This is a genomic window from Paracidovorax anthurii (assembly GCF_003269065.1).
Lineage (GTDB): Bacteria > Pseudomonadota > Gammaproteobacteria > Burkholderiales > Burkholderiaceae_C > Paracidovorax > Paracidovorax anthurii.
Genome location: NZ_QLTA01000004.1, coordinates 62,183 through 81,973, shown reverse-complemented (window position 1 = coordinate 81,973; position 19,791 = coordinate 62,183). Strand labels below are relative to the sequence as shown.

Sequence of the window (19,791 nt, the reverse complement as noted above, 5' to 3'; positions counted from 1 at the left end):
GCGAAAGAAGAATCTTCCATGGCCACCATCCTCCAGAACCTGCCCGCCGGCCAGAAGGTCGGCATCGCCTTCTCCGGCGGCCTCGACACCAGCGCCGCGCTGCACTGGATGAAGCTCAAGGGCGCCGTCCCCTACGCCTACACCGCCAACCTGGGCCAGCCCGACGAGCCCGACTACGACGCCATCCCGCGCAAGGCGATGGAATACGGCGCCGAGAAGGCCCGCCTGATCGACTGCCGCAAGCAGCTCGCGCACGAGGGCATCGCCGCGCTGCAGGCCGGCGCGTTCCACATCAGCACGGCCGGCATCACCTACTTCAACACCACGCCGCTGGGCCGCGCCGTGACGGGCACGATGCTCGTGGCGGCCATGAAGGAGGACGACGTCAACATCTGGGGCGACGGCTCGACCTTCAAGGGCAACGACATCGAGCGCTTCTACCGCTACGGCCTGCTCACCAACCCCTCGCTCAAGATCTACAAGCCCTGGCTCGACCAGACCTTCATCGACGAGCTGGGCGGCCGCGCCGAGATGTCGGCGTTCATGACCAAGGCCGGCTTCGGCTACAAGATGAGCGCCGAGAAGGCCTATTCCACCGACAGCAACATGCTGGGCGCCACGCACGAAGCCAAGGACCTGGAGCACCTGAACTCCGGCATCCGCATCGTGAACCCCATCATGGGCGTGGCGTTCTGGAAGGACGACGTGCCGGTGAAGGCCGAAGAGGTGTCCGTTCGCTTCGAGGAAGGCCAGCCCGTGGCCCTCAACGGCCGCGAGTTCACCGACCCCGTGGAACTGTTCCTGGAGGCCAACCGCATCGGCGGCCGCCACGGCCTGGGAATGAGCGACCAGATCGAGAACCGCATCATCGAGGCCAAGAGCCGCGGCATCTACGAGGCCCCCGGCCTCGCGCTACTGCACATCGCCTACGAGCGCCTCGTGACCGGCATCCACAACGAGGACACGATCGAGCAGTACCGCATGAACGGCCTCAAGCTCGGCCGCCTGCTCTACCAGGGCCGCTGGTTCGACCCGCAGGCCATCATGCTGCGCGAGACGGCGCAGCGCTGGGTGGCCCGCGCCGTCACCGGCACGGTGACGCTGGAGCTGCGCCGCGGCAACGACTACTCGCTGCTCGACACCGAGTCGCCCAACCTGACCTACGCGCCCGAGCGGCTGTCGATGGAGAAGGTCGAGAACGCGCCGTTCTCGCCCGCGGACCGCATCGGCCAGCTCACGATGCGCAACCTCGACATCACCGACACGCGCGACAAGCTGGGCGTGTATTCGCGCGCCGGCCTGCTGTCGCTCGGCGGCGGCGCCGCGCTGGCGCAGCTTTCGGACGACGGCAAGGCGCCCTGAGGCCTGTTTGCAGGCCCTGGAGGCACGAGGTCGCCGTCGAATCTACATGAGTAGCTACTAAAACAATAGCACTCACCCATGCAAGCCGCCCCGCTGCCAGCCGGGCGGCTTTTTCATCGCCGGGCCGCCCCCAGATGAAAAACGTCCCCTTGGGGCAAGGCCATACAGTTCCTTGATGGCACGCGACAACGGCGACTGTTCGCTGCGCAGTCGCTCAACTGCTCGGGCGAAGTGAAGTTCTTCGGCCACGGCCAGAAAGCAGCGAAGATGGCGCAGTTCCAAGCGCCACCCCTCCCTCGTTCCCTGTGACTCAGGCCGTTCCGTCAACGGCCGGGAGATCCATGATCCACCGACACGGGCCACAGCCCCCGCACGACGGCGAATGCGGTGGCGCCATGCGCCAGTTCAGGCACGTCGGCCAGAGAGCCCGCTGCCACGACCCGCATGAACGCCACCGTCATCCGCCGCATCGCCGCCCAAACCCGCCAGACGGGCTGAACAGTCGTGGCATCCGAGGGGTGCTTTGCCAGCGTTGCGTCGTTCACGCGGCCTCGCTGGCCCGCCAGGGCTTTCTGGCCAGCACGGCAGCCACCGCCAACGCCGCGAACAGCCAGCCGCTCCAGACCGTTCCCTGCACCCCCACTGCATCGATGAAACTGCCACCAGCCGACGCCCCCAGCACCACGCCGAGGTTGGCCGCCGAGACATAGAGGCTGGTGGCGAACTCGGGCACCTCCGGCGCCGCCGAGGTCATCCACATCTGGCTGACGATCAAACCGCTGGTGTGCGCCGCGCCCCATAGCAGGCAGATCGGCAGCATGGCCGCGAAAGACGGCGAAGCGAACACCAGCAGCACCCCATAGGCGGCCGCCAGCACCACGGGATAGGCCAGTACGGTCCGGGCGAGCCGGCGTCCCAGCGCCCACCCGGCCAGGAGGTTGCCCAGCACGCCGCCCACGCCGAAGGCCCCCAGCAGCACGCTGATCGCCTCGCCGCCCAGGCGCGCCTGCCGCGCCAGGTATTCGGCGGCATAGCTGTAGACGGAGAACATCGCGGCGAACACGCACACCGCCGTTGCGATCGACAGCCAGACCGTGGGTCTGCGCAGGACGGCCAGCGGACGTCCCGGCATGGCCGCCTGCGCCTCGGGCCTGGATGGCAGCATGATCCAGAGCCCGGCGGCGGCCAGGCTCACCGCCGCGCAGAAGTAGAACGCCGCCTCGTAGGACACTCTGGCCTCGATCCAGGTCGCCAGCGGCACACCCAGCACCAGCCCCAGCGTGGTGCCGAGGAATGCCATCGAGGTGGCGTGCGCGGCACGTTCCGGCGGGTACAACGACACGGCCGCAGCGAAGGCCACCGAGAAGAACACCGGGTGCAGCAGGGCCGACGGCACGCGCAGCGCCATCAGCACCCCGAAACTGGGCGCCCAGGCCGACGGCAGGCTGCACAGGCTGAAGACCAGCAGCGAGCCGGCCAACACCTTGCGCCGGTCGAAGCGCGACAGCCACAGCACCATGGCCGGCCCGCACATCGCGACCACGCCCGCGAACAGCGCGACCAGCCAGCCGGCCTGGGCCACGCTGACGCCATGGCGCTGGACGATGGCCGGCAGAATGCCGACCACGCCGAACTCGACGGCATACAGACCGAACAGCCCCAGTGCGATGAAGAACAGTGTGCGCGCGCCGTTCATGGCTGCGCCTCTGTCTGTTGATCGGGTGTCGTTGCTAGGCATGACCCGGCCGCACCCACCGGAGCGGGAAAGCCGTGCCGCCTGGCCGCCCACACCACCCCCAGCGTCGCTGCCAGCAGCACCAGCAAGGCCGGGGCGAAAGCGCCGACGCCCAGCCGTTCGAGCAGCACGCCGCCGACAATGCCGCCACCGGCAATCGCCGTGTTCCAGGCCGTGACCAGCATGGATTGGGCGACGTCCGCCGCTTCGCCCGCCGTCTTGGCCAGCGCCGTCTGGAACAGCGTCGCCGCACCACCGAAGGCCAGGCCCCAGGCGGCCACCGCTGCATAGACCACGACAGGCGCATCACCCGCGACGCCCAGCGCCAGCGCGGACAGGCCGAACACGGCGGTGCTGGCGAGCGTCAGCGCGCGCAGATGGCGGTCGATCAGCACGCCGACGATCCAGATGCCCGGCAAGGACGTGATGCCGAACACCAGCAGTACCCAGTCCGTCCGTTCGGCCATGCCCGCCGCCGCCAGGAACGGCGCGATGTAGGTATAGAGGATGTTGTGCGCCAGCACGAAGGCCAGCACCACGCACAGCACCGGGCGTACCCCCGCGATGGTGCACACCCGGCCCAGTGGCAGCCGCTGGCCCGCCGCCTGCCCGGCGAAGTCCGGCAGCTTGGTGCGCACCCACACCATGAGCGCCAGCGCCAGCACACCCATGACGCCAAAGCACATCCGCCAGCCCAGCAGATTGCCGAGGAAGGTGCCGGCCGGCACGCCCAGCGACAGCGCCAGCGGCGTACCGACCATCGCAATGGCGATGGCGCGCCCCTTCTGGTGCTCGGGCACCATGCGCGCGGCATAGCCCGCCAGCAGCGCCCATAGCAGCCCGGCCGACACACCCGCCAGGAAGCGCGCCACCATCGTCAGGGCATAGCTGCCGGAAAACGTCGTGACGGTATTGGCGACGAAGAAACCGGCGATGGCCGCCAGCAGCAGCGGGCGGCGGCGCACGCCCTGCGTGGCGGCGGTCAGCGGAATCGCGGCCACCAGCGAACCGATGGCGTAGATGGTCACGGTCTGGCCGACCCAGGCCTCGGACACCGCCAGGCCCTGCGCCATCTGCGGCAGGAGTCCTGCCGGCAGCGCTTCGGTCAGGATGGTGATGAAGGCCGCCATCGCCAGTGCCAGCAACGACGCCAGCGGCAGGCGGTCATGGGCAACCGCGCTCATCGTCGGGCCTCCCGCGCGGGTTGCGCCGTGTCGTCCAGCGTGCGGGCCACGACCACCTTGCCGGCAATGCCACCGCCTTCCACCAGTCGATGGGCCTGGATCAGGCGGGTTGCGTCCAGCGGATACAGCACGCGGCTGGCGGTCGAGCGCAGCACGCCCGCATCCACCAGCGCGGCCACTTCGTCGAGGATGCGGTGCTGCGCGACCATGTCCGGGGTTCGGTACAGCGGGCGCGTGAACACCATCTCCCAATGCAGCGAGACGCTTTTGGCCTTGAACGGCGCGGCATCAAGCGTGTCGTGGTCTGTGATGATGGCCAGCCGGCCCTGCGGCGCGATCAGTTCCGCCAGCTCGCGCAGATGCTCGGCGGTATGCGACAGCGCTGCGATGTGGGTGACGGGCGGCACCGGCAGCGCGCCGATCTGTGCCGTCAGCGGCAGCCGATGGTCGATGACGTGGTCGGCACCCAGGGCGAGGCACCAGTCGCGGCTTTCTCCGCGCGAGGCCGTCGCGGTCACCGTCAGGCCGGTCAACCGCCGGGTGAGCTGGATCAGCATCGAACCGACGCCACCCGCGCCGCCCAACACCAGCAGGCTGCCGGCATCGGCCGGCTTGCCGGGCGCCACGCCCAGGCGGTCGAACAGCAGTTGCCAGGAAGTCAGCGACGTCAGCGGCAGCGCTGCCGCCTCGGCGAAACCCAGGGCCTGTGGCATGCGACCGACGATGCGCTCGTCCACCAGGTGGAACTGGGCATTGCTGCCGCTGCGGTCGAAGGAGCCGGCGTAGTAGACCTTCTGACCCGGCCGAAACAGTGTGACCGCTTCGCCGACGGCTTCGACGATTCCAGCGGCATCCCATCCCAGCGAGCGGACGGCAGCAGGCACTGCGACCCGGCCGGCCCGGATCTTGGTGTCCACCGGATTGACCGAGACGGCATGAACCACGACGCGCAAGTCGTGCGGCCCCGGCTCGGGACAATCGGTTTCGATGTCTGTCAGGCAGTCTGGATCGTCCAGCGTGGAACCGCAGCGAAATGCGATGGCCGCCATGCGTGCAGGAATCGTTGTCATCACCGCACCTCCAGCGCGCCATAGACGGCATCGCGCAGGTCGGTGACGAAGCGGCCGGACATGCCTTCGTACAGCGTGTTGGTGAAGGCGACGACGCTCAGGCCCTGCGCCCGATCCACGAACCAGGAATGGCCGTAGGCGCCGCCCCAGCGCCAGGTGCCGGCCGATTCCGGCGAATTGGCCAGCCGAGGGTCGCGCAGGACCGAGAACCCCAGTCCGAAGCCGAAGCCCGGCGCATCGGGCAGTGCCCGACCCTCCGTTTGATCCCGAGCCATCTCCGCGATCCATTCGTTGGGCAGGAACGCACCGCAGCCCTGGCGCAAGGCTTCCAGCAGGCGCAGCAGGTCTTCCGCCGTCCCCGCCATGCCGGCACCGCCCGAGGGAAATGCCTGCGGATCGAAGATGCGGGATGGGCTGTAGGTGATGCCCACGGTGCCCTCGAAGGCCGAGACCGTCTCACCCTCGGCCAGCCGATGCGGCTGCGGCGTGTCGTTCACATAGACGGTCGCCACGCGCTGGGGATCGCGAGCGGCAAAGCCCGTATCGACCATGCCCAGCGGGCCAGTCACGAGTTGGCGCACCGCCTCGTCCAGCGGCGTGCCGTGGACGCGCGCGATCAGCGCGCCCAGCACGTCCGTCGCCAATGAATAGCCCCAGGCCGTGCCCGGTTCGTACAGCAGCGGCACGCTGGCGAGGCGGCGCAGGTTTTCCTCCAGGCTGATGCCGGACGCATCCATGCCGTCCGACACGCCGGCCCGTGCGCAGGGGCAGGCTGCATCGGCCTCGAAGAAGCGGTAGCCGAGACCGGCCGTATGGCTGAGCAGTTGCCGCACGGTGATGCGTGCCGGGCGGCCGTTGGCCAGCCGCGGCTGGAATTCCGGCAGCCAGCGCTCGATGCCCGCGTCCAGGTCGAGTTGGCCTTGCGCCACCAGCGCCAGTGCCGCAGTGGAGACGATGGGCTTGCTCACCGAGGCCAAGCGGAACACCGTTTCGGCGGTCATCGGCCGCCCGCTTTCGCGGTCGGCGAAGCCGGCGGCCTGCTGGTGGATCAGTTCGCCGTCGCGCGCCACGAGGATGACGGCACCGACCAGCCGCTGGTCGTCGAGCGCCTGCTGAACGGTGCTGTGAATGCGCGTACCGAGGTGCGCCGGCGGAACGCCTTGGCGCAGGAAAAGTGGAGGATTCGTCATGGCAAGTCGCTCGATTCAATGGGTGAAGCCTTGACGATAGAAATCCTGCGATTAAAGAAAAAGTAGGCTACAGTTCATTTTTGTGCGGACCTTAATTTCCGCAATTGAGGTACAGGATGGACAGCCTGAACGGCTTCGTGGTGTTCGTGCAGGTGGCCGAGACGCGCAGCTTCGTCGCAGCCGGCCGGCTGCTGGGCGTGTCGGCCTCGGCCGTGGGCAAGAGCGTGGCGCGCCTCGAGGAGAAGCTGGGGGTGCGCCTGTTCCACCGCAGTACGCGCAGCGTCACGCTGACCGCCGAGGGCACGCTGTTCCTGGAGCGCAGCCGCCGCATCCTGGCCGAGATCGAAGCGGCGGAACTGGAGCTGTCGCAAGCCAGCACGGCGCCCCGTGGACGCTTGCGCGTGAGTCTTCCGCTGGTCAGCTCGCTGGTGCTGCCGGTGCTCGGCGAGTTCATGCGCGAGTACCCCGAGATCGAGTTGGACCTGGATTTCACCGACCGGATGGTCGATGTGATCGAGGAAGGTTTCGACGCGGTGGTACGCACGGGCGAGCCGACCGACTCTCGCCTCACTGCGCGCCGGCTGGGAACCTTCCGTTCGATGTTGGTCGCCTCACCCGACTATCTGGCGCGGCGAGGTACGCCCAAAGCACCGGCCGATCTGCTGGAACACATCTGTTTGCATTACCGCTTCCCCAACAGCGGCAAGCTGGAGACCTGGGCGTTGCGACAGGAACCCGGCGCGCCGGAACTGCAATTGCCCACCTCGATGATCTGCAACAACATCGAGACGCGCGTGTGTTTCGCGCTGCAAGGACTGGGGATCGCCTACCTGCCGGACTTCGCCATCCGGGAGCCCTTGGCCGATGGCCGGCTCAAGCCAATCCTGGCCGACCATGTGCAGCGCAGCGGCGTCTTTCACGTGCTGTGGCCCGCGAGCAAGCACCCCTCGCCGAAGGTCCGGGCGTTGGTGGACTTCCTGTGCGCGCGGGTGTTTCCAGCTTCTGTGGACAAGCCCGGAGCGAAACCTCGACGCCTGATCGACCGATAGCGGGACCGCGAATCCGCCCAATCTCCCACGGCACCCCGCCGCCCCGCGCCGTCGCGGCGAGCTGCCGCCCCAGCCGCTGTTTGATCACCGGCCGCCACGGCACCAGACTGAATCCCATGCCGTCATCGCGCATCGCGCAGCGCCCGCTGAAGTAGCTTGACAGCGGACATTTTTCATTGCCGGGCCGTCCCAAGATGAAAAACGTCCCCTTGGGGGGCAGCGACCCCGCGCAGCGAGGGAGCGTGGGGGCCTTTTTCATACCGGATGGCGCCGCGCCAGCACCTACCAACGCGCGCCGGCGAAGCGCTCCACCAGGAAGTCCAGCAGCGCCCGCAGCGCCGCCGACAGGTGCTTGCGCGAGGGGTAGAGCGCGTACACGGTGAGCTCGGGCGGGTGCCAGTGCGGCAGCAGCACCTCCAGCGCCCCCGCCGCGACGCGGGGGCGTGCGAGGTAGGTGGGCTGCAGCGCGATGCCGGCGCCCGCCTCGGCGGCCGCGAGCAGCACCACCGCGTCGTTGGCCGTGAACCGCGTGGGCACCGGCACCTCCACGGGCTCCGCGCCGCCGTCCGGCCCGGCCGTGAAGCGCCAGCGGCTGCGCCCGAAGGTCGCGTGCCCCAGGCAGGCATGCCCGGCCAGCTCGGACGGGTGCGCGGGCCGGCCCGCGCGGCGCAGGTAGTCCGGGGCGGCCACCAGCACCGACTCGCAGGCCGCCAGCGGCCGCGCGATCAGGGCCGGATCGGGGTCGCTGCTGATGCGGATCGCGAGGTCGATGCGCGAGGCCACCAGGTTCACGGTGCCCTCGCCCGCGTCCAGGTCCACCTTGAGGTGCGGATGCCGCTCCAGGAATTCGCCCAGCGCGGCCGCGAGCTGCGCATACCCGAACGACACGCTGCAGGTGAGGCGGAGCTGGCCGCGCAGGGTTCCGCCGGCGGGCGTGGTTTCCTCCTCGGCCTGCTGCGCGATGTCGAGCATCTGCAGGCAGCGGCGCAGGCACTGCTCGCCCGCGTCGGTGAGCGTGACGCTGCGGGTCGTGCGCTGCAGCAGCCGCGCGCCCAGCCAGCGCTCCATCTCGGCCACGTAGCGCGTGACCATGGCGCGCGACATCTGCAGCCGCTGCGCGCTGGCCGTGAAGCTGCCGGTGGCGGCCACGTCCGTGAACACCTGCATGGCGGTGAGTCTGTCCATGGTATTTGATCGGTTCGTGCAACAAATAAGGGCATTCTGAGGCGTTTATTCGATCGGTCCAGGCAAATACAGTCCATGGCTGACCCGAATCCCTTTCTGGAAACGACCATGACCCCGATCTCTCCGCTTTTCGCCCTTCGCACCACCACCCTCGCCGCCGCCCTGGCCGTCGCCTGCGGCGCGGCATCGGCCGCGCAGCCGCTGGAGCTGAAGGTGTACAACGCTCCCGCCAGCAGCTTCCTGGTGAATTCCGCACTCATCACGGGCCCGAAGGAGGCCGTGGTGATCGACGCCGGTTTCACGCGCGCCGACGCCTACCGCATCGCCGCCAACGTGCTCGACAGCGGCAAGACGCTCACCACCATCTTCGTGAGCAACGCCGACCCGGATTACTACTTCGGTGCCGAGGTGCTCAAGGCCCTGTTCCCGCAGGCCAAGGTGCAGACCACGCCCGCCGTGCGCGAGAAGATCGTCGCCAAGCTGCCCGCCAAGGTGGCGTTCTGGGGCCCCAAGATGGGCGCGAACGCCCCCACGCAGCCGATCGTGCCCGACGCCATCGCCGGCACCACGCTCACCGTGGACGGCGAGGCTATCGAGGTGCGCGGCACCAGCGGCCCGCTGGCCCACCGGCCGTACGTGTGGGTGCCCTCGCTGCACGCCATCCTGGGCAACGTGGGCATCTTCGGGAACATGCACGTGTGGACGGCCGACACGCAAAAGCCCGCCGAGCGCCAGGCCTGGATCGCGCAGCTCGACGAGATGAAGACCCTCAAGCCCCGCGTGGTGGTGCCCGGCCACATGGCGCCCGGCACGCCGCTGGACGCCGGCTCCATCGACTTCACGCGCGGCTATCTGGTGAAGTTCGAATCCGCGCTGCAGCAGTCGAAGGACAGCGCCGGCGTGATCCGCGCGGTGGGGGAGGCCTATCCGCAGCTCGGAGAGGGTTCCTCGCTGGAACTGGGCGCGAAGGTCAACAAGGGCGAGATGGCCTGGTGAGGCGCCCCTGCAAGGCGCACGCGCCCCAGCGGCCCCGCGCCTTGCCTCTTTTCTGCCGCAGCCGTCCGCGTCAAACCACGACCGGCTCGGGCTCCAGCCGGATGCCGAAGCGCTCGTACACGCTGGTCTGGATGGCCTTGGCCAGGGTCATCACCTCGCCGCCGGTCACGCTGTCGGCGCCCTGGCCCCGGTTCACGAGCACCAGGGCCTGCTTTTCATAGACGCCGGCCTTGCCCACGGTCTTGCCCTTCCAGCCGCAGGCATCGATGAGCCAGCCCGCCGCGAGCTTGATGGTGCCGTCGGGCATGGGGTAGTGCACGATCTTGGGGTCGCGCGCGATGATGTCCGAGCACTGCTCGGGCGTCACCGTGGGGTTCTTGAAGAAGCTGCCGGCATTGCCCAGCACGGCCGGGTCGGGCAGCTTGGCGCGACGCACCTCGCACACCCAGTCGAAGATCTGCCGCGCCGTGGGCGCCTCCACACCGGCCTCGGCGCGCCTGCGCTCCAGGTCCAGGTAGCCCAGCTCGGGCTTCCAGGGTTTGGGCAGGCGAAAGCGCACATGCGTGATGGCGGCGCGCCCCGCGAGGCCCATGCCGCGCGGCAGGCCCTCGGGCACCCCGGCGGCCGAGGGGGCGTGCTTGAAGACGGAATCGCGGTAGCCGAAGGCGCACTGCGAGGCATCGAGCGTGAAGGGCCGGCCGGTGGCCAGATCGACGGCGTCCAGCGAGTCGAAGCGGTCCTGCAGCTCCACGCCGTAGGCGCCGATGTTCTGCACCGGCGCGGCGCCCACGGTGCCAGGGATGAGCGCCAGGTTCTCCAGCCCCGGAAAGCCGTGCTCCAGCGTCCAGGCGACGGCGTCGTGCCAGCGCTCGCCCGCGCCGGCCTCGACGATCCAGGCGCGCGGGGTTTCCTCCACGAGGCGGATGCCGCGGATCTCCATCTTGAGCACCGTGGGTTTCACGTCGCCCGTGAGCACGATGTTGCTGCCCCCGCCCAGCACGAACAGGGGGCCGCCGCCGAGCCGGGAATCCGCCACCAGCGCCCGCACGTCTTCCGCGGAGCGCGCGCGCACCAGGGTGTGGGCCCGCGCCACGATGCCGAAGGTGTTGCAAGCCTGCAGGGGGACGTTTTTCTCGACTAACATCCACCGGATTGTCGCATCCGGCCCCGCGCGGGGGCCGGCTCCCCCCGAGATACCGAGAGTGAAGCCATGCCTTCTTTTGATACCGTCTGTGAAGCCAACCTCGTTGAAGTGAAGAACGCCGTGGAGAACTCGGCCAAGGAAATCGGCACCCGCTTCGACTTCAAGGGCACCTCCGCCTCGATCGAGATCAAGGACAAGGAGATCACCCTCTTCGGCGATGCCGATTTCCAGCTCCAGCAGGTCGAGGACATCCTGCGGGCCAAGCTCACCAAGCGCAACGTGGACGTGCGCTTCCTCGACAAGGGCGCCGTGCAGAAGATCGGCGGCGACAAGGTCAAGCAGGTCATCAAGGTGCGCAACGGCATCGAGAGCGAGCTGGCCAAGAAGATCCAGAAGCTGCTGAAGGAAAGCAAGCTCAAGGTGCAGGGAGCCATCCAGGAGGACAAGGTGCGCGTGACCGGCGCCAAGCGCGACGACCTGCAGACCGCCATGGCACTGATCCGCAAGGATGTCACCGACGTGCCGCTGTCGTTCGACAACTTCCGCGACTGAGCACGCCCCTCCTCCCAATGCACGCCGCCCCCCTCGCCCCGTCCGCCCTGCGCATGCTGCGCGCGGCCGGTGCCTGCGTGCTCGCGCTGGCGCCCGCGCTCGCGTGCGCCCAGGCGGTGGCGCTCACGGGCATCCTGGGCAGCAAGGCGCTGCTGGTGGTGAACGGCTCGGCGCCGCGCGCGGTGGCCGCCGGAGAAACCCACCAGGGCGTGAAGGTGCTGTCGGTCGGGCGCGACGAGGCCGTGGTGGAGACCGCCGGCGCGCGCCGCACGCTGGTGCTGGGCGAGGCCCCGGTGAGCGTGGGCGGCCGGGGCGCCGGCACCGGCCGGCGCGTGGTGCTCACGGCCGACAGCCGGGGCCACTTCGTGAACACCGGCACCATCAACGGCCGGTCCATGCAGTACCTCGTGGACACGGGTGCCAGCGTGGTCGCCATCGGCCAGCCCGACGCCGAGCGCATGGGCCTCGACTACCGCAACGGCCCGCCGGTGATGATGGGCACGGCCAACGGCACGGCCCGGGGCTGGCGCGTGAAGCTCGACTCCGTGCGGCTCGGCGATGTCGAGGTGTTCGGCGTGGAGGCGGTGGTCACGCCGCAGGGCATGCCCTACGTGCTGCTGGGCAACAGCTTCCTCAACGAATTCCAGATGACCCGGCTCAACGACCAGCTCGTGCTGGAAAAGCGCCACTGAGCCCTGCCCGGCCCCTCCGCCCGCGGCCCCTCGCCATGCCACCGCCCTCCTCCACCCCGCACGCCGAATCGCCCGACAGCGAGTACGAGGACCTGCTCGGGCTGTGGTCCGACCTGGAGTCGGCCCTGTCGGTGCTGCTCGCGCGGCCCCTGCAGGCCCTGGATTTCGGCGCCAAGGTGCGCCAGTGCGACCGCTGGCTGCAGGACCTCGTGGCGCACGACACCGATGCGGCGCTCTACCTCATGTTCCAGCTCGCGGCGACCTCCAGCGCGGGCTACAGCGCTTCCCACGCGCTGGTGTGCGCCACGCTCTGCCACATCCTCGCGCACGACCTGGAGGTGGCCCCCGCGGAGCGCGACAGCCTCGTGCGCGCGGCGATGACCATGAACATCGGCATGACCGCGCTGCAGGACGAGCTGGCCAACCAGCGCGAGCGCCCGACGCCGGCCCAGCAGAAGGCCATCGAGGAGCATCCGCGCCACGGCCGCGTGCTGCTGGAGCGGCTGGGCGTGCGGGACCCGCTGTGGCTGGAGGTCGTGGACCACCACCACGCCCCGGCGCCCGAGAGCGGCACCCGCCCCCTCTCGATCCTGCCCGCCGCCGACCGGCTCACCCGCATCCTGGGCACCATCGACCGCTACGCGGCCATGATCAGCCCGCGCAAATCCCGCGCCGGCCGCAGCGCCACCGACTCGGTGCGCGCCATCGTCGGGCAGGACGACGAGCGGCGCGACGAGGTGACCTTCACCCTCGTGCGCTCGGTGGGGCTGTGCCCTCCGGGCACCTTCGTGAAGCTCGACAACGGCGAAACCGCCCTCGTGCTGCGCCGCAGCGACAAGGTGAACTCGCCCCTGGTGGCGAGCCTGCTCGACCGCAACGGCGAACACCGCCGCCAGCCCGCACTGCACCAGACCGCCACGGGCCGCCCGCGCATCCAGTCGGCGCTCGCGCGCTCGGCCGTGCAGGTGGACCTGGACCACCGCATGCTGGTGCGCCTGGGGCTGTACGCCGCGCAGCACTACCGCGGGCTCTCGCGGCTGGTCAATGCGCCGGGCACGCCCCGGTCGATGTATTGAGCGCGCGCAGGCTTCAGTGCTTGGGCTTGCGGCCCAGGCGGGACTCGGTGCCCGCCATGAGGCGGCGAATGTTCTCGCGGTGGCGCCAGACGAGCAGCCCCGACATCACGGCGATCGACACGCCCACGGGCGCCTCGGCATCCCACGCCACGCCGCCGGCCAGCACGTAGTAGAGCGGCGCGAACAGGGCCGCCGCCAGCGAGGCCAGCGACGAATAGCGGAAGAAGAAGGCGATGATGATCCAGGTGAGCAGCGTGGCGAGGCCGAGCCAGCCGCTCACGCCCATCAGCACGCCCAGCGCCGTGGCCACGCCCTTGCCGCCCTCGAAGCGGAAGAACACCGGCCACAGGTGCCCCAGGAACGCCGCCAGGCCCACGAGGGCGACGGTGCCCTCCTCCAGCCCGTAGGGCCGGCCATAGGCCTGCACCAGCACCACGGGCAGCCAGCCCTTGAGCGCGTCGAACAGCAGCGTGACCACCGCCGCGGCCTTGCTGCCCGAGCGCAGCACGTTGGTGGCGCCGGGGTTCTTGCTGCCGTAGGTGCGCGGGTCGTTCAGCCCCATCGCGCGGCTCACGATCACGGCGAAGGACAGCGAGCCCAGCAGATAGGCGGCCACGGTGGCCAGGAGGGAATACACGGCGGTCAAGATCTTCGGTCCTTGTGGTGGAAACGGGGCGCGCGGCGGCCGGTGTGGCGCGCGGCGGGCCGGCTATTCTGCCAGCGCGCACCGCACGGGCACCGCGCCCAGCAGCTCCAGGCCCGCGCGCGGGTCGAGCTGCACCAGGAAGCCGCGCCGGCCGCCGTTGATGGCGATGCGCGGCAGCGCGAGGATGGTCTCCTCGGCATACACCGGCATCTCGCGCCGCGTGCCGAACGGCGAGGTGCCGCCCACGAGGTAGCCGCTGTGGCGGTTCGCCACCTCGGGCCGGCAGGGCTCGACCGACTTGGCGCCGATCTGCCGCGCGAGGTTCTTGGTGGACACCTTGCGGTCGCCGTGCATGAGCACGATCAGCGGTTTCGCGTCCTGGTCCTGCATCACCAGCGTCTTGACCACCGTGTGCTCGTCCAGGCCCAGGCTCGCGGCGCTGTGGGCCGTGCCGCCGTGCTCCACGTATTCGTAGGGGTGCTCGGTGAACGCCACGCCGTGGCGGCGCAGGAACTGGGTGGCGGGCGTCTCGCCGGCGTGGGCGGCCGCCCGGTCCTTGCGGCTCACAGGGCCGGGTCCCGGATGTCCCAGCGGATCGCGTCGATGGCCGCCAGCAGCTCGGGCGAGAGCGTGGTGTTCCACGCGGCGATGTCCTCCTCCAGCTGGGCGATGGACGTCACGCCGATGATGGTGCTGGCCACGCGCCACTGGCGGTAGCAGAAGGCCAGCGCCATCTGCGTGGGCGTGAGGCCGTTGTCGCGCGCGAGCCGGTTGTAGCGGCGCGCGGCCTCCAGCGACGCGGGACGGCCCCAGCGCTGCTTGCGCACCGACTCGTAGGCGGCGATGCGCGCGCCCTGCGGCGCGCCCGGGCCGGTGATGCCGCTCTCGTCGTACTTGCCCGTGAGCAGGCCGAAGGCCAGGGGCGAGTAGGCCAGCAGCGACACGCCCAGGCGGTGGCAGCTCTCGTCCATCGCGTTCTCCCAGGTGCGGTTGACGAGGCAATAGGGGTTCTGCACCGTGGCCACGCGCGGCAGGCCGTGCGCCTCGGCCAGGCGCACGAATTCGTGCACGCCGTAGGGGGTTTCGTTGGACAGGCCCACGTAGCGCACCTTGCCCGCCTTCACCAGCCCGGCGAGCGTCTCCAGTTGCTCGCGGATGGGCGTGGCGGACGTCTCCTTGGCGGGGTCGTAGTACATGGTGCCGAAGGCCGGCACGTGGCGCTCGGGCCAGTGGATCTGGTAGAGGTCGATCACGTCGGTCTGCAGCCGGCGCAGGCTGCCCTCGCACGAGGCCACGATGTCGGCCGCCGCCATGCCCTGGCCCTCGCGCACCCAGGGCATGCCGCGCGAGGGGCCGGCCACCTTCGTGGCCAGCACCACCTGGCCGCGCGCGCCCGGGTTCTTCGCGAACCAGCGGCCGATGATGGCCTCGGTCGCGCCGTAGGTCTCGGCGCGCGCGGGCACCGAATACATCTCGGCGGTGTCGATGAAGTTGACGCCGGCCGCCAGCGAGCGGTCGAGGATGGCGTGCGCGTCGTTCTCGCCCACCTGCTCGCCGAAGGTCATGGTGCCGAGGCAGATGGGAGTGACCTGGAGCGCGCTCGCGCCCAACGTGACTTTTTGCATGGGAAGGGAAGGAGGAAGGTGAAGAAAGAGAGGAAGACGGAGGGCCGAACACCCTCCGTGGGCAGCGGTCCAGAATAATGGATTTTTCCGCGCGCTGCAGCCGCCTGGCCCGTGCTCCGCGCGCCGCCTGTCCCGGCCTTGACCGCGCCCGGGCCGCCCCCACGGAAATAATCGCCCCATGTACCAGCCCGCCCGAGCCCCGCGCAGCGAGCGCCTGCCGATCCGCACCCTCGACTACCACGTCCGCGTCTGGGAAGGCGACACGGCCCGCGCCAGCGCCGCGCCGCCCCTGGTCATGCTCCACGGCTGGATGGACGTGGGCGCCTCCTGGCAGTTCGTCGTGGACGCCTTCGGCGATGCCTTCGCCGCCGCGCGCCGCATCGTCGCGCCGGACTGGCGCGGCTTCGGCCTCAGCATGCCGCCCGCGCCGTGCGACCACTACCCCTTCGCCGACTACCTCGCCGACCTGGACCGGCTGCTGGACCACTACGCCCCCGGCCAGCCCGTGGACCTCGTGGGCCACAGCATGGGCGGCAACGTGGCGATGGCCTATGCCGGCGTGCGCCCGCAGCGCATCCGGCGGCTCGTCAACCTCGAAGGCTTCGGCCTGCCCGCCGCCGCGCCCGACAAGGCCCCCGAGCGCTACGCCCAATGGCTCGACGAGCTGCGCGATTTCGGCCAGGACGGCTCGGACCTCAAGCCCTACGGCAGCGCCGACGCGGTCGCGGAGCGGCTCATGAAGACCAATCCGCGCCTGGACCGCGCCCGCGCCGGCTGGCTCGCGCGGCAATGGGCCCGGCCCGATGCCGGGGGTGCCTGGCGCATCCTGGGCGATGCGGCGCACAGGCTCGTCAGTCCTCAGCTCTACCGCGTGGAGGAGACGCTCGCGCTGTATGCCCGGATCGCCGCGCCCGTGCTCTCCGTGGAGGCCAGCGACGACAGCCTGGGCCTCTGGTGGAGCGGGCGCTACTCGCTGGACGACTACCACGCGCGCCTGCGGCACGTTCCCGACTGCCGCACCGCGCACGTGCAGGACGCGGGCCACATGCTGCACCACGACCAGCCCGCGGCCGTGGCGCGGCTCATCGAGGACTTCCTGGGCGCCTCCTGACCCTTTTCCAGAGTCTTTCCGCCTCCATGTCGGCGTATCGACTGCATGGATAGCTACACTTTCGATAGCAATCTTCCTGCCGGCGCGAGGCACCGCGGCCCGTGCCCGGACCCGAAGGGGCATTGGGCGGTGCCCGGGCCCGCGCATGAGAAAATCGCCGGTTACTCCACACCACACACCCAGGACAGGACACCCCATGGACGCAGAACGCATCAACCTCATCGGCACCACCCTTGAAGACCTCGCCCAGCGCACGCAAGAGTTACGGAGGTATCTTTGACTTCGATGCCAAGTTCGAACGCCTGCGCACGGTAAACGCCTCGCTCGAAGACCCCGCGGTCTGGAACGACCCCAAGCGCGCCCAGGAGCTGGGCAAGGAAAAGAAATCCCTCGACGGCGTGGTGCTCACGCTCGACAAGCTCACGCGCGAGCTGGCCGACAACGCCGAGCTGTACGAGATGAGCAAGGAAGAAGGCGACGAGGCCGGCCTGCTCACCATCGAGGCCGAGACCGCCAAGCTGCGCCCGCTCATCGAAGAGCTGGAATTCCGCCGCATGTTCAGCAACGAGGCCGATCCGCTCAACTGCTTCGTGGACATCCAGGCCGGCGCCGGCGGCACCGAGGCCTGCGACTGGGCCGGCATGCTGCTGCGCCAGTACCTCAAGTACGCCGAGCGCAAGGGCTTCAAGACCACCGTGGAAGACGAGACCCCGGGCGACGTGGCCGGCATCAAGAGCGCCACGATCAAGATCGAGGGCGAATACGCCTACGGCCTGCTGCGCACCGAGACCGGCGTGCACCGCCTCGTGCGCAAGAGCCCGTTCGACTCCTCGGGCGGCCGCCACACGAGCTTCGCGTCGCTCTTCGTCTATCCCGAGATCGACGATTCCATCGAGATCAACATCAACCCGGCCGACGTGCGCACCGACACCTTCCGCGCCTCCGGCGCCGGCGGCCAGCACATCAACAAGACCGACTCGGCCGTGCGCCTCACGCACATCCCGACCGGCATCGTCGTGCAGTGCCAGGACGGCCGCAGCCAGCACAGCAACCGCGACGTCGCCTGGCAGCGCCTGCGCTCGCGCCTCTACGACTTCGAGATGCGCAAGCGCATGGAAGAGCAGCAGAAACTGGAAGACACCAAGACCGACGTCGGCTGGGGCCACCAGATCCGCAGCTACGTGCTGGACAACAGCCGCATCAAGGACCTGCGCACCAACGTCGAGATCTCCGCCACCCAGAAGGTGCTGGACGGCGACCTCGACGTGTTCATCGAAGCCTCCCTCAAGCAGGGCGTGTGAGACGACGATGAAACTGACCCGCGTGGAGGCACATCATTGTTTCAGCCTGGAAGACGTGCGTGTGGACCTGTCTCCAGGCGTGACGGTGCTGGTGGGCCCCAACGCGACCGGCAAGACCAACTTCGTGCGCACGCTGGAGTTCCTGCGCGATGCCGTGCGCGATGGACTGGACCATGCCGTCGCGGCGCGCGGCGGTATCGGTCGCCTGCGCCAGCACAGCGGAGAAGCGGACGTGCCCGGTTCGGTGGAAATCGGTATCCATGCCACGCAGTCTCTCAGGGAGCACGCGAATCAGCCCGCGCACTATGTGCTGAAAATCGACAGCGCCGCCGATGGCAACTACCGCGTGGCCAGCGAGGATGCAAACTACCACCACGAAGAACTCGTTCCGCGGGACGGGCGGCAGCAAGGATGGGCCTGGGAAGTGTTCGAATTCGGTTTCACTCGGGACGGAACAGGGCAGATCCTGAGGAAGAACATCTCCCCCAACACACCCTTCACTATCGAAGATCCGCAGCGCCTAGCGCTAGGCGCCCTGCTGGGAGAGACCAGGATGTTCGGATTCGATGAATTAGGAAAGCCGCTGGAGCGTCACATCCTGCGCTGGAGATTTTCCTCGCTCTATCCCAACATCCTGCGGCAAGTCACTACCCTACACGCAGACACGAGCCTGCGCGAAGACGGCAGCAACTGGGTGTCCGTCATTCGCTCCGCGCAACGCACGGAAGAAGGCCGCCAGATGCTGGAGCGCATCTACGAGATGATGCGCGTCGTGCTGCCCGACTTCATGGACGTGGCGGTCACACCCGTGGGCAGCTACCTCATCCCCTTTTTCCGCTTCGGCCAGGAAGGGCAGGCGCAGAGGCAGTTCGACCCCGCCCAGCTTTCCGACGGCACGCTACGCATCCTGGGCATCCTGCTCACGCTTTACCAGACGCCGACGCCGTCGCTCATCGTGATCGAAGAGCCCGAGCAAACGGTCCACCCCGCGGTTCTGTCAATGCTCGCAGAAGCCTTCAAAGAAGTGGCGGAAGTGACGCAGATCATCGTCACCACGCACAGCCCACAGCTCATCGAGCACTTCGAGCCAAGCGACATCCGCATCGTCACCATGCAGGAAGGAGTGACGCACATCGCCCCCATCAAGGCGTCGCAGCGCGAGGCCGTGCAGCGCGGCCTCATGACGCTGGGTGAATTCATGGCGGCGGAAGGTCTCCAGCCGGAAGACGCTCAATGACGGCGATCCGCCAGCGCCTGCTGGCCATCGTGGAAGGAGAGGGCGACGAGCGCGCGGTGCCCGTGCTGCTGCGGCACATTCTGGAACACCATGGCCGCTATGACGTGCAGGTGTTGAAGCCGCAGCGTCGGGGCGAGTTGCCCAAGGTGAAGGCCAATTTCGCCCGTTTCTTCGAGGCCGCCATGCTGGAAAACGCCGCCGTGCTGTGCGTGCTGGACTTCGACTGCGAATGGTGCCTCGACGTGGAGCAGGAAGAGCGGAACCTCAAATCCATGGCCCGGGGTATCCGGACCGATTACCCTTTCGAGGCCTGCTTCATCGTGAAGGAATTCGAGTCGCTTTTTTTATGCGACGAAGCGACCACGCGATCGGCCCTTCCAGCCATACCGCCAGAAACGGTTTTCCCTGCCGACCCGGAAAGCGTGAGAGATGCCAAAGGCTGGCTTTCCGCCGCGCAGCCCAAGGGCATGGCGTACAAACCCACGACGCATCAGGCAAAAATAGCGTCCCAACTGAATCTGACCTACCTCGGACAACATTCGCCGAGTTTCCAGCGCCTCAGTCGCGCGGTATTGAACCTCGTCCAATGATTCTTATGCCCCCCCTGCCCGCCGTGAGACGGCTTGCGCCCAACCT

Annotated in this window: 19 protein-coding genes and 2 pseudogenes; 10 read left to right on the top strand and 11 right to left on the bottom strand. The window is 68.9% G+C overall.

The genetic code is table 11. The annotated features are described in order from the left end of the window. Positions 1 to 18 precede the first annotated feature (18 nt). A complete protein-coding gene (gene argG, locus AX018_RS03550; protein WP_111875937.1) occupies positions 19 to 1,362 on the top strand; it encodes an argininosuccinate synthase in 1,344 nt (447 codons plus the stop codon). Between the two features lie 165 nt (positions 1,363 to 1,527). Here the strand turns inward: argG and AX018_RS03545 are convergent. The 5 genes and pseudogenes from AX018_RS03545 to AX018_RS03525 form a co-directional block, all read right to left on the bottom strand. Beyond that, positions 1,528 to 1,644, bottom strand: a pseudogene (locus tag AX018_RS03545) (LysR family transcriptional regulator); the annotation flags it as partial. Between the two features lie 259 nt (positions 1,645 to 1,903). Continuing rightward, complete coding sequence (locus AX018_RS03540) at positions 1,904 to 3,058, bottom strand: MFS transporter (protein WP_111875936.1); 1,155 nt, start codon at positions 3,056 to 3,058, stop codon at positions 1,904 to 1,906. Next, the gene (locus AX018_RS03535; protein ID WP_111875935.1) at positions 3,055 to 4,281 is read right to left on the bottom strand and encodes an MFS transporter; all 1,227 of its coding nucleotides are present in this window, start codon (positions 4,279 to 4,281) and stop codon (positions 3,055 to 3,057) included. The genes AX018_RS03540 and AX018_RS03535 overlap by 4 nt, the downstream gene beginning before the upstream one ends. After that, positions 4,278 to 5,330 (bottom strand): zinc-binding alcohol dehydrogenase family protein, encoded by a 1,053-nt coding sequence (locus AX018_RS03530; protein WP_111875934.1) that lies wholly within the window; start codon positions 5,328 to 5,330, stop codon positions 4,278 to 4,280. Before AX018_RS03530 ends, AX018_RS03535 begins: the two co-directional genes overlap by 4 nt. A 20-nt stretch (positions 5,331 to 5,350) precedes the next feature. Further along, a complete protein-coding gene (locus AX018_RS03525) occupies positions 5,351 to 6,541 on the bottom strand; it encodes a serine hydrolase domain-containing protein (protein ID WP_111875933.1) in 1,191 nt (396 codons plus the stop codon). A 116-nt stretch (positions 6,542 to 6,657) separates the two neighbouring features. Here AX018_RS03525 and AX018_RS03520 point away from each other — a divergent pair, with 116 nt between their 5' ends. After that, the gene (locus tag AX018_RS03520; RefSeq protein ID WP_111875932.1) at positions 6,658 to 7,590 is read left to right on the top strand and encodes a LysR family transcriptional regulator; all 933 of its coding nucleotides are present in this window, start codon (positions 6,658 to 6,660) and stop codon (positions 7,588 to 7,590) included. On the opposite strand, the pseudogene AX018_RS03515 reads toward AX018_RS03520, so the two are convergent. Next, positions 7,586 to 7,738 (bottom strand): annotated as a pseudogene (locus AX018_RS03515) (DUF3363 domain-containing protein); the annotation flags it as partial. The gene AX018_RS03520 and the pseudogene AX018_RS03515 sit on opposite strands and share 5 nt — an antisense overlap. A gap of 134 nt (positions 7,739 to 7,872) precedes the next feature. Next, complete coding sequence (locus tag AX018_RS03510) at positions 7,873 to 8,775, bottom strand: LysR family transcriptional regulator (protein WP_111875931.1); 903 nt, start codon at positions 8,773 to 8,775, stop codon at positions 7,873 to 7,875. Between the two features lie 108 nt (positions 8,776 to 8,883). On the opposite strand from AX018_RS03510, the gene AX018_RS03505 reads away from it, so the two are divergent. Then, positions 8,884 to 9,771 carry an MBL fold metallo-hydrolase gene (locus tag AX018_RS03505; RefSeq protein ID WP_111875930.1) on the top strand — a complete coding sequence of 296 codons (888 nt, stop codon included), beginning with the start codon at positions 8,884 to 8,886 and terminating at the stop codon, positions 9,769 to 9,771. A gap of 70 nt (positions 9,772 to 9,841) precedes the next feature. Here the strand turns inward: AX018_RS03505 and murB are convergent, their stop codons facing one another. Further along, positions 9,842 to 10,915 (bottom strand): UDP-N-acetylmuramate dehydrogenase, encoded by a 1,074-nt coding sequence (murB, locus tag AX018_RS03500; RefSeq protein WP_111875929.1) that lies wholly within the window; start codon positions 10,913 to 10,915, stop codon positions 9,842 to 9,844. 66 nt (positions 10,916 to 10,981) lie between these two features. Between murB and AX018_RS03495 the strand changes: the two genes are divergently transcribed. The 3 genes from AX018_RS03495 to AX018_RS03485 are packed head-to-tail and all read left to right on the top strand — an operon-like array spanning position 10,982 to position 13,235. Then, the gene (locus AX018_RS03495) at positions 10,982 to 11,467 is read left to right on the top strand and encodes a YajQ family cyclic di-GMP-binding protein (RefSeq protein WP_111875928.1); all 486 of its coding nucleotides are present in this window, start codon (positions 10,982 to 10,984) and stop codon (positions 11,465 to 11,467) included. Between the two features lie 53 nt (positions 11,468 to 11,520). After that, positions 11,521 to 12,159, top strand: a complete 639-nt coding sequence (locus AX018_RS03490) for a retropepsin-like aspartic protease family protein (protein WP_111876008.1) — start codon at positions 11,521 to 11,523, stop codon at positions 12,157 to 12,159. Positions 12,160 to 12,194: 35 nt separating this feature from the next. Next, a complete protein-coding gene (locus tag AX018_RS03485) occupies positions 12,195 to 13,235 on the top strand; it encodes an HD-GYP domain-containing protein (protein WP_111875927.1) in 1,041 nt (346 codons plus the stop codon). Between the two features lie 13 nt (positions 13,236 to 13,248). On the opposite strand, the gene plsY is transcribed toward AX018_RS03485, so the two are convergent. The 3 genes from plsY to AX018_RS03470 form a co-directional block, all read right to left on the bottom strand. Beyond that, positions 13,249 to 13,881 (bottom strand): glycerol-3-phosphate 1-O-acyltransferase PlsY, encoded by a 633-nt coding sequence (gene plsY, locus AX018_RS03480; protein WP_211322358.1) that lies wholly within the window; start codon positions 13,879 to 13,881, stop codon positions 13,249 to 13,251. A gap of 63 nt (positions 13,882 to 13,944) precedes the next feature. Then, positions 13,945 to 14,448 (bottom strand): aminoacyl-tRNA deacylase, encoded by a 504-nt coding sequence (locus AX018_RS03475; protein WP_111875925.1) that lies wholly within the window; start codon positions 14,446 to 14,448, stop codon positions 13,945 to 13,947. Then, positions 14,445 to 15,506 (bottom strand): aldo/keto reductase, encoded by a 1,062-nt coding sequence (locus tag AX018_RS03470; protein WP_111875924.1) that lies wholly within the window; start codon positions 15,504 to 15,506, stop codon positions 14,445 to 14,447. Before AX018_RS03470 ends, AX018_RS03475 begins: the two co-directional genes overlap by 4 nt. A 178-nt stretch (positions 15,507 to 15,684) precedes the next feature. Here AX018_RS03470 and AX018_RS03465 point away from each other — a divergent pair, with 178 nt between their 5' ends. The 4 genes from AX018_RS03465 (at position 15,685) to AX018_RS03450 (ending at position 19,745) form a co-directional block, all read left to right on the top strand. Further along, entirely contained in the window at positions 15,685 to 16,617 is a 933-nt protein-coding gene (locus AX018_RS03465) for an alpha/beta fold hydrolase (RefSeq protein ID WP_111875923.1), read from the top strand. Positions 16,618 to 16,813: 196 nt separating this feature from the next. Continuing rightward, a protein-coding gene (gene prfB / locus AX018_RS03460) for a peptide chain release factor 2 (RefSeq protein ID WP_111875922.1) occupies positions 16,814 to 17,918 on the top strand; the annotation gives its coding sequence in 2 pieces (ribosomal slippage) (positions 16,814 to 16,894 and positions 16,896 to 17,918; 1,104 coding nt in all). Positions 17,919 to 17,925: 7 nt separating this feature from the next. Then, complete coding sequence (locus AX018_RS03455) at positions 17,926 to 19,155, top strand: AAA family ATPase (RefSeq protein ID WP_111875921.1); 1,230 nt, start codon at positions 17,926 to 17,928, stop codon at positions 19,153 to 19,155. Beyond that, positions 19,152 to 19,745: a DUF4276 family protein gene (locus tag AX018_RS03450; RefSeq protein ID WP_111875920.1), complete on the top strand. Its 594-nt coding sequence runs from the start codon at positions 19,152 to 19,154 to the stop codon at positions 19,743 to 19,745. The genes AX018_RS03455 and AX018_RS03450 overlap by 4 nt, the downstream gene beginning before the upstream one ends. Positions 19,746 to 19,791: the final 46 nt, after the last annotated feature.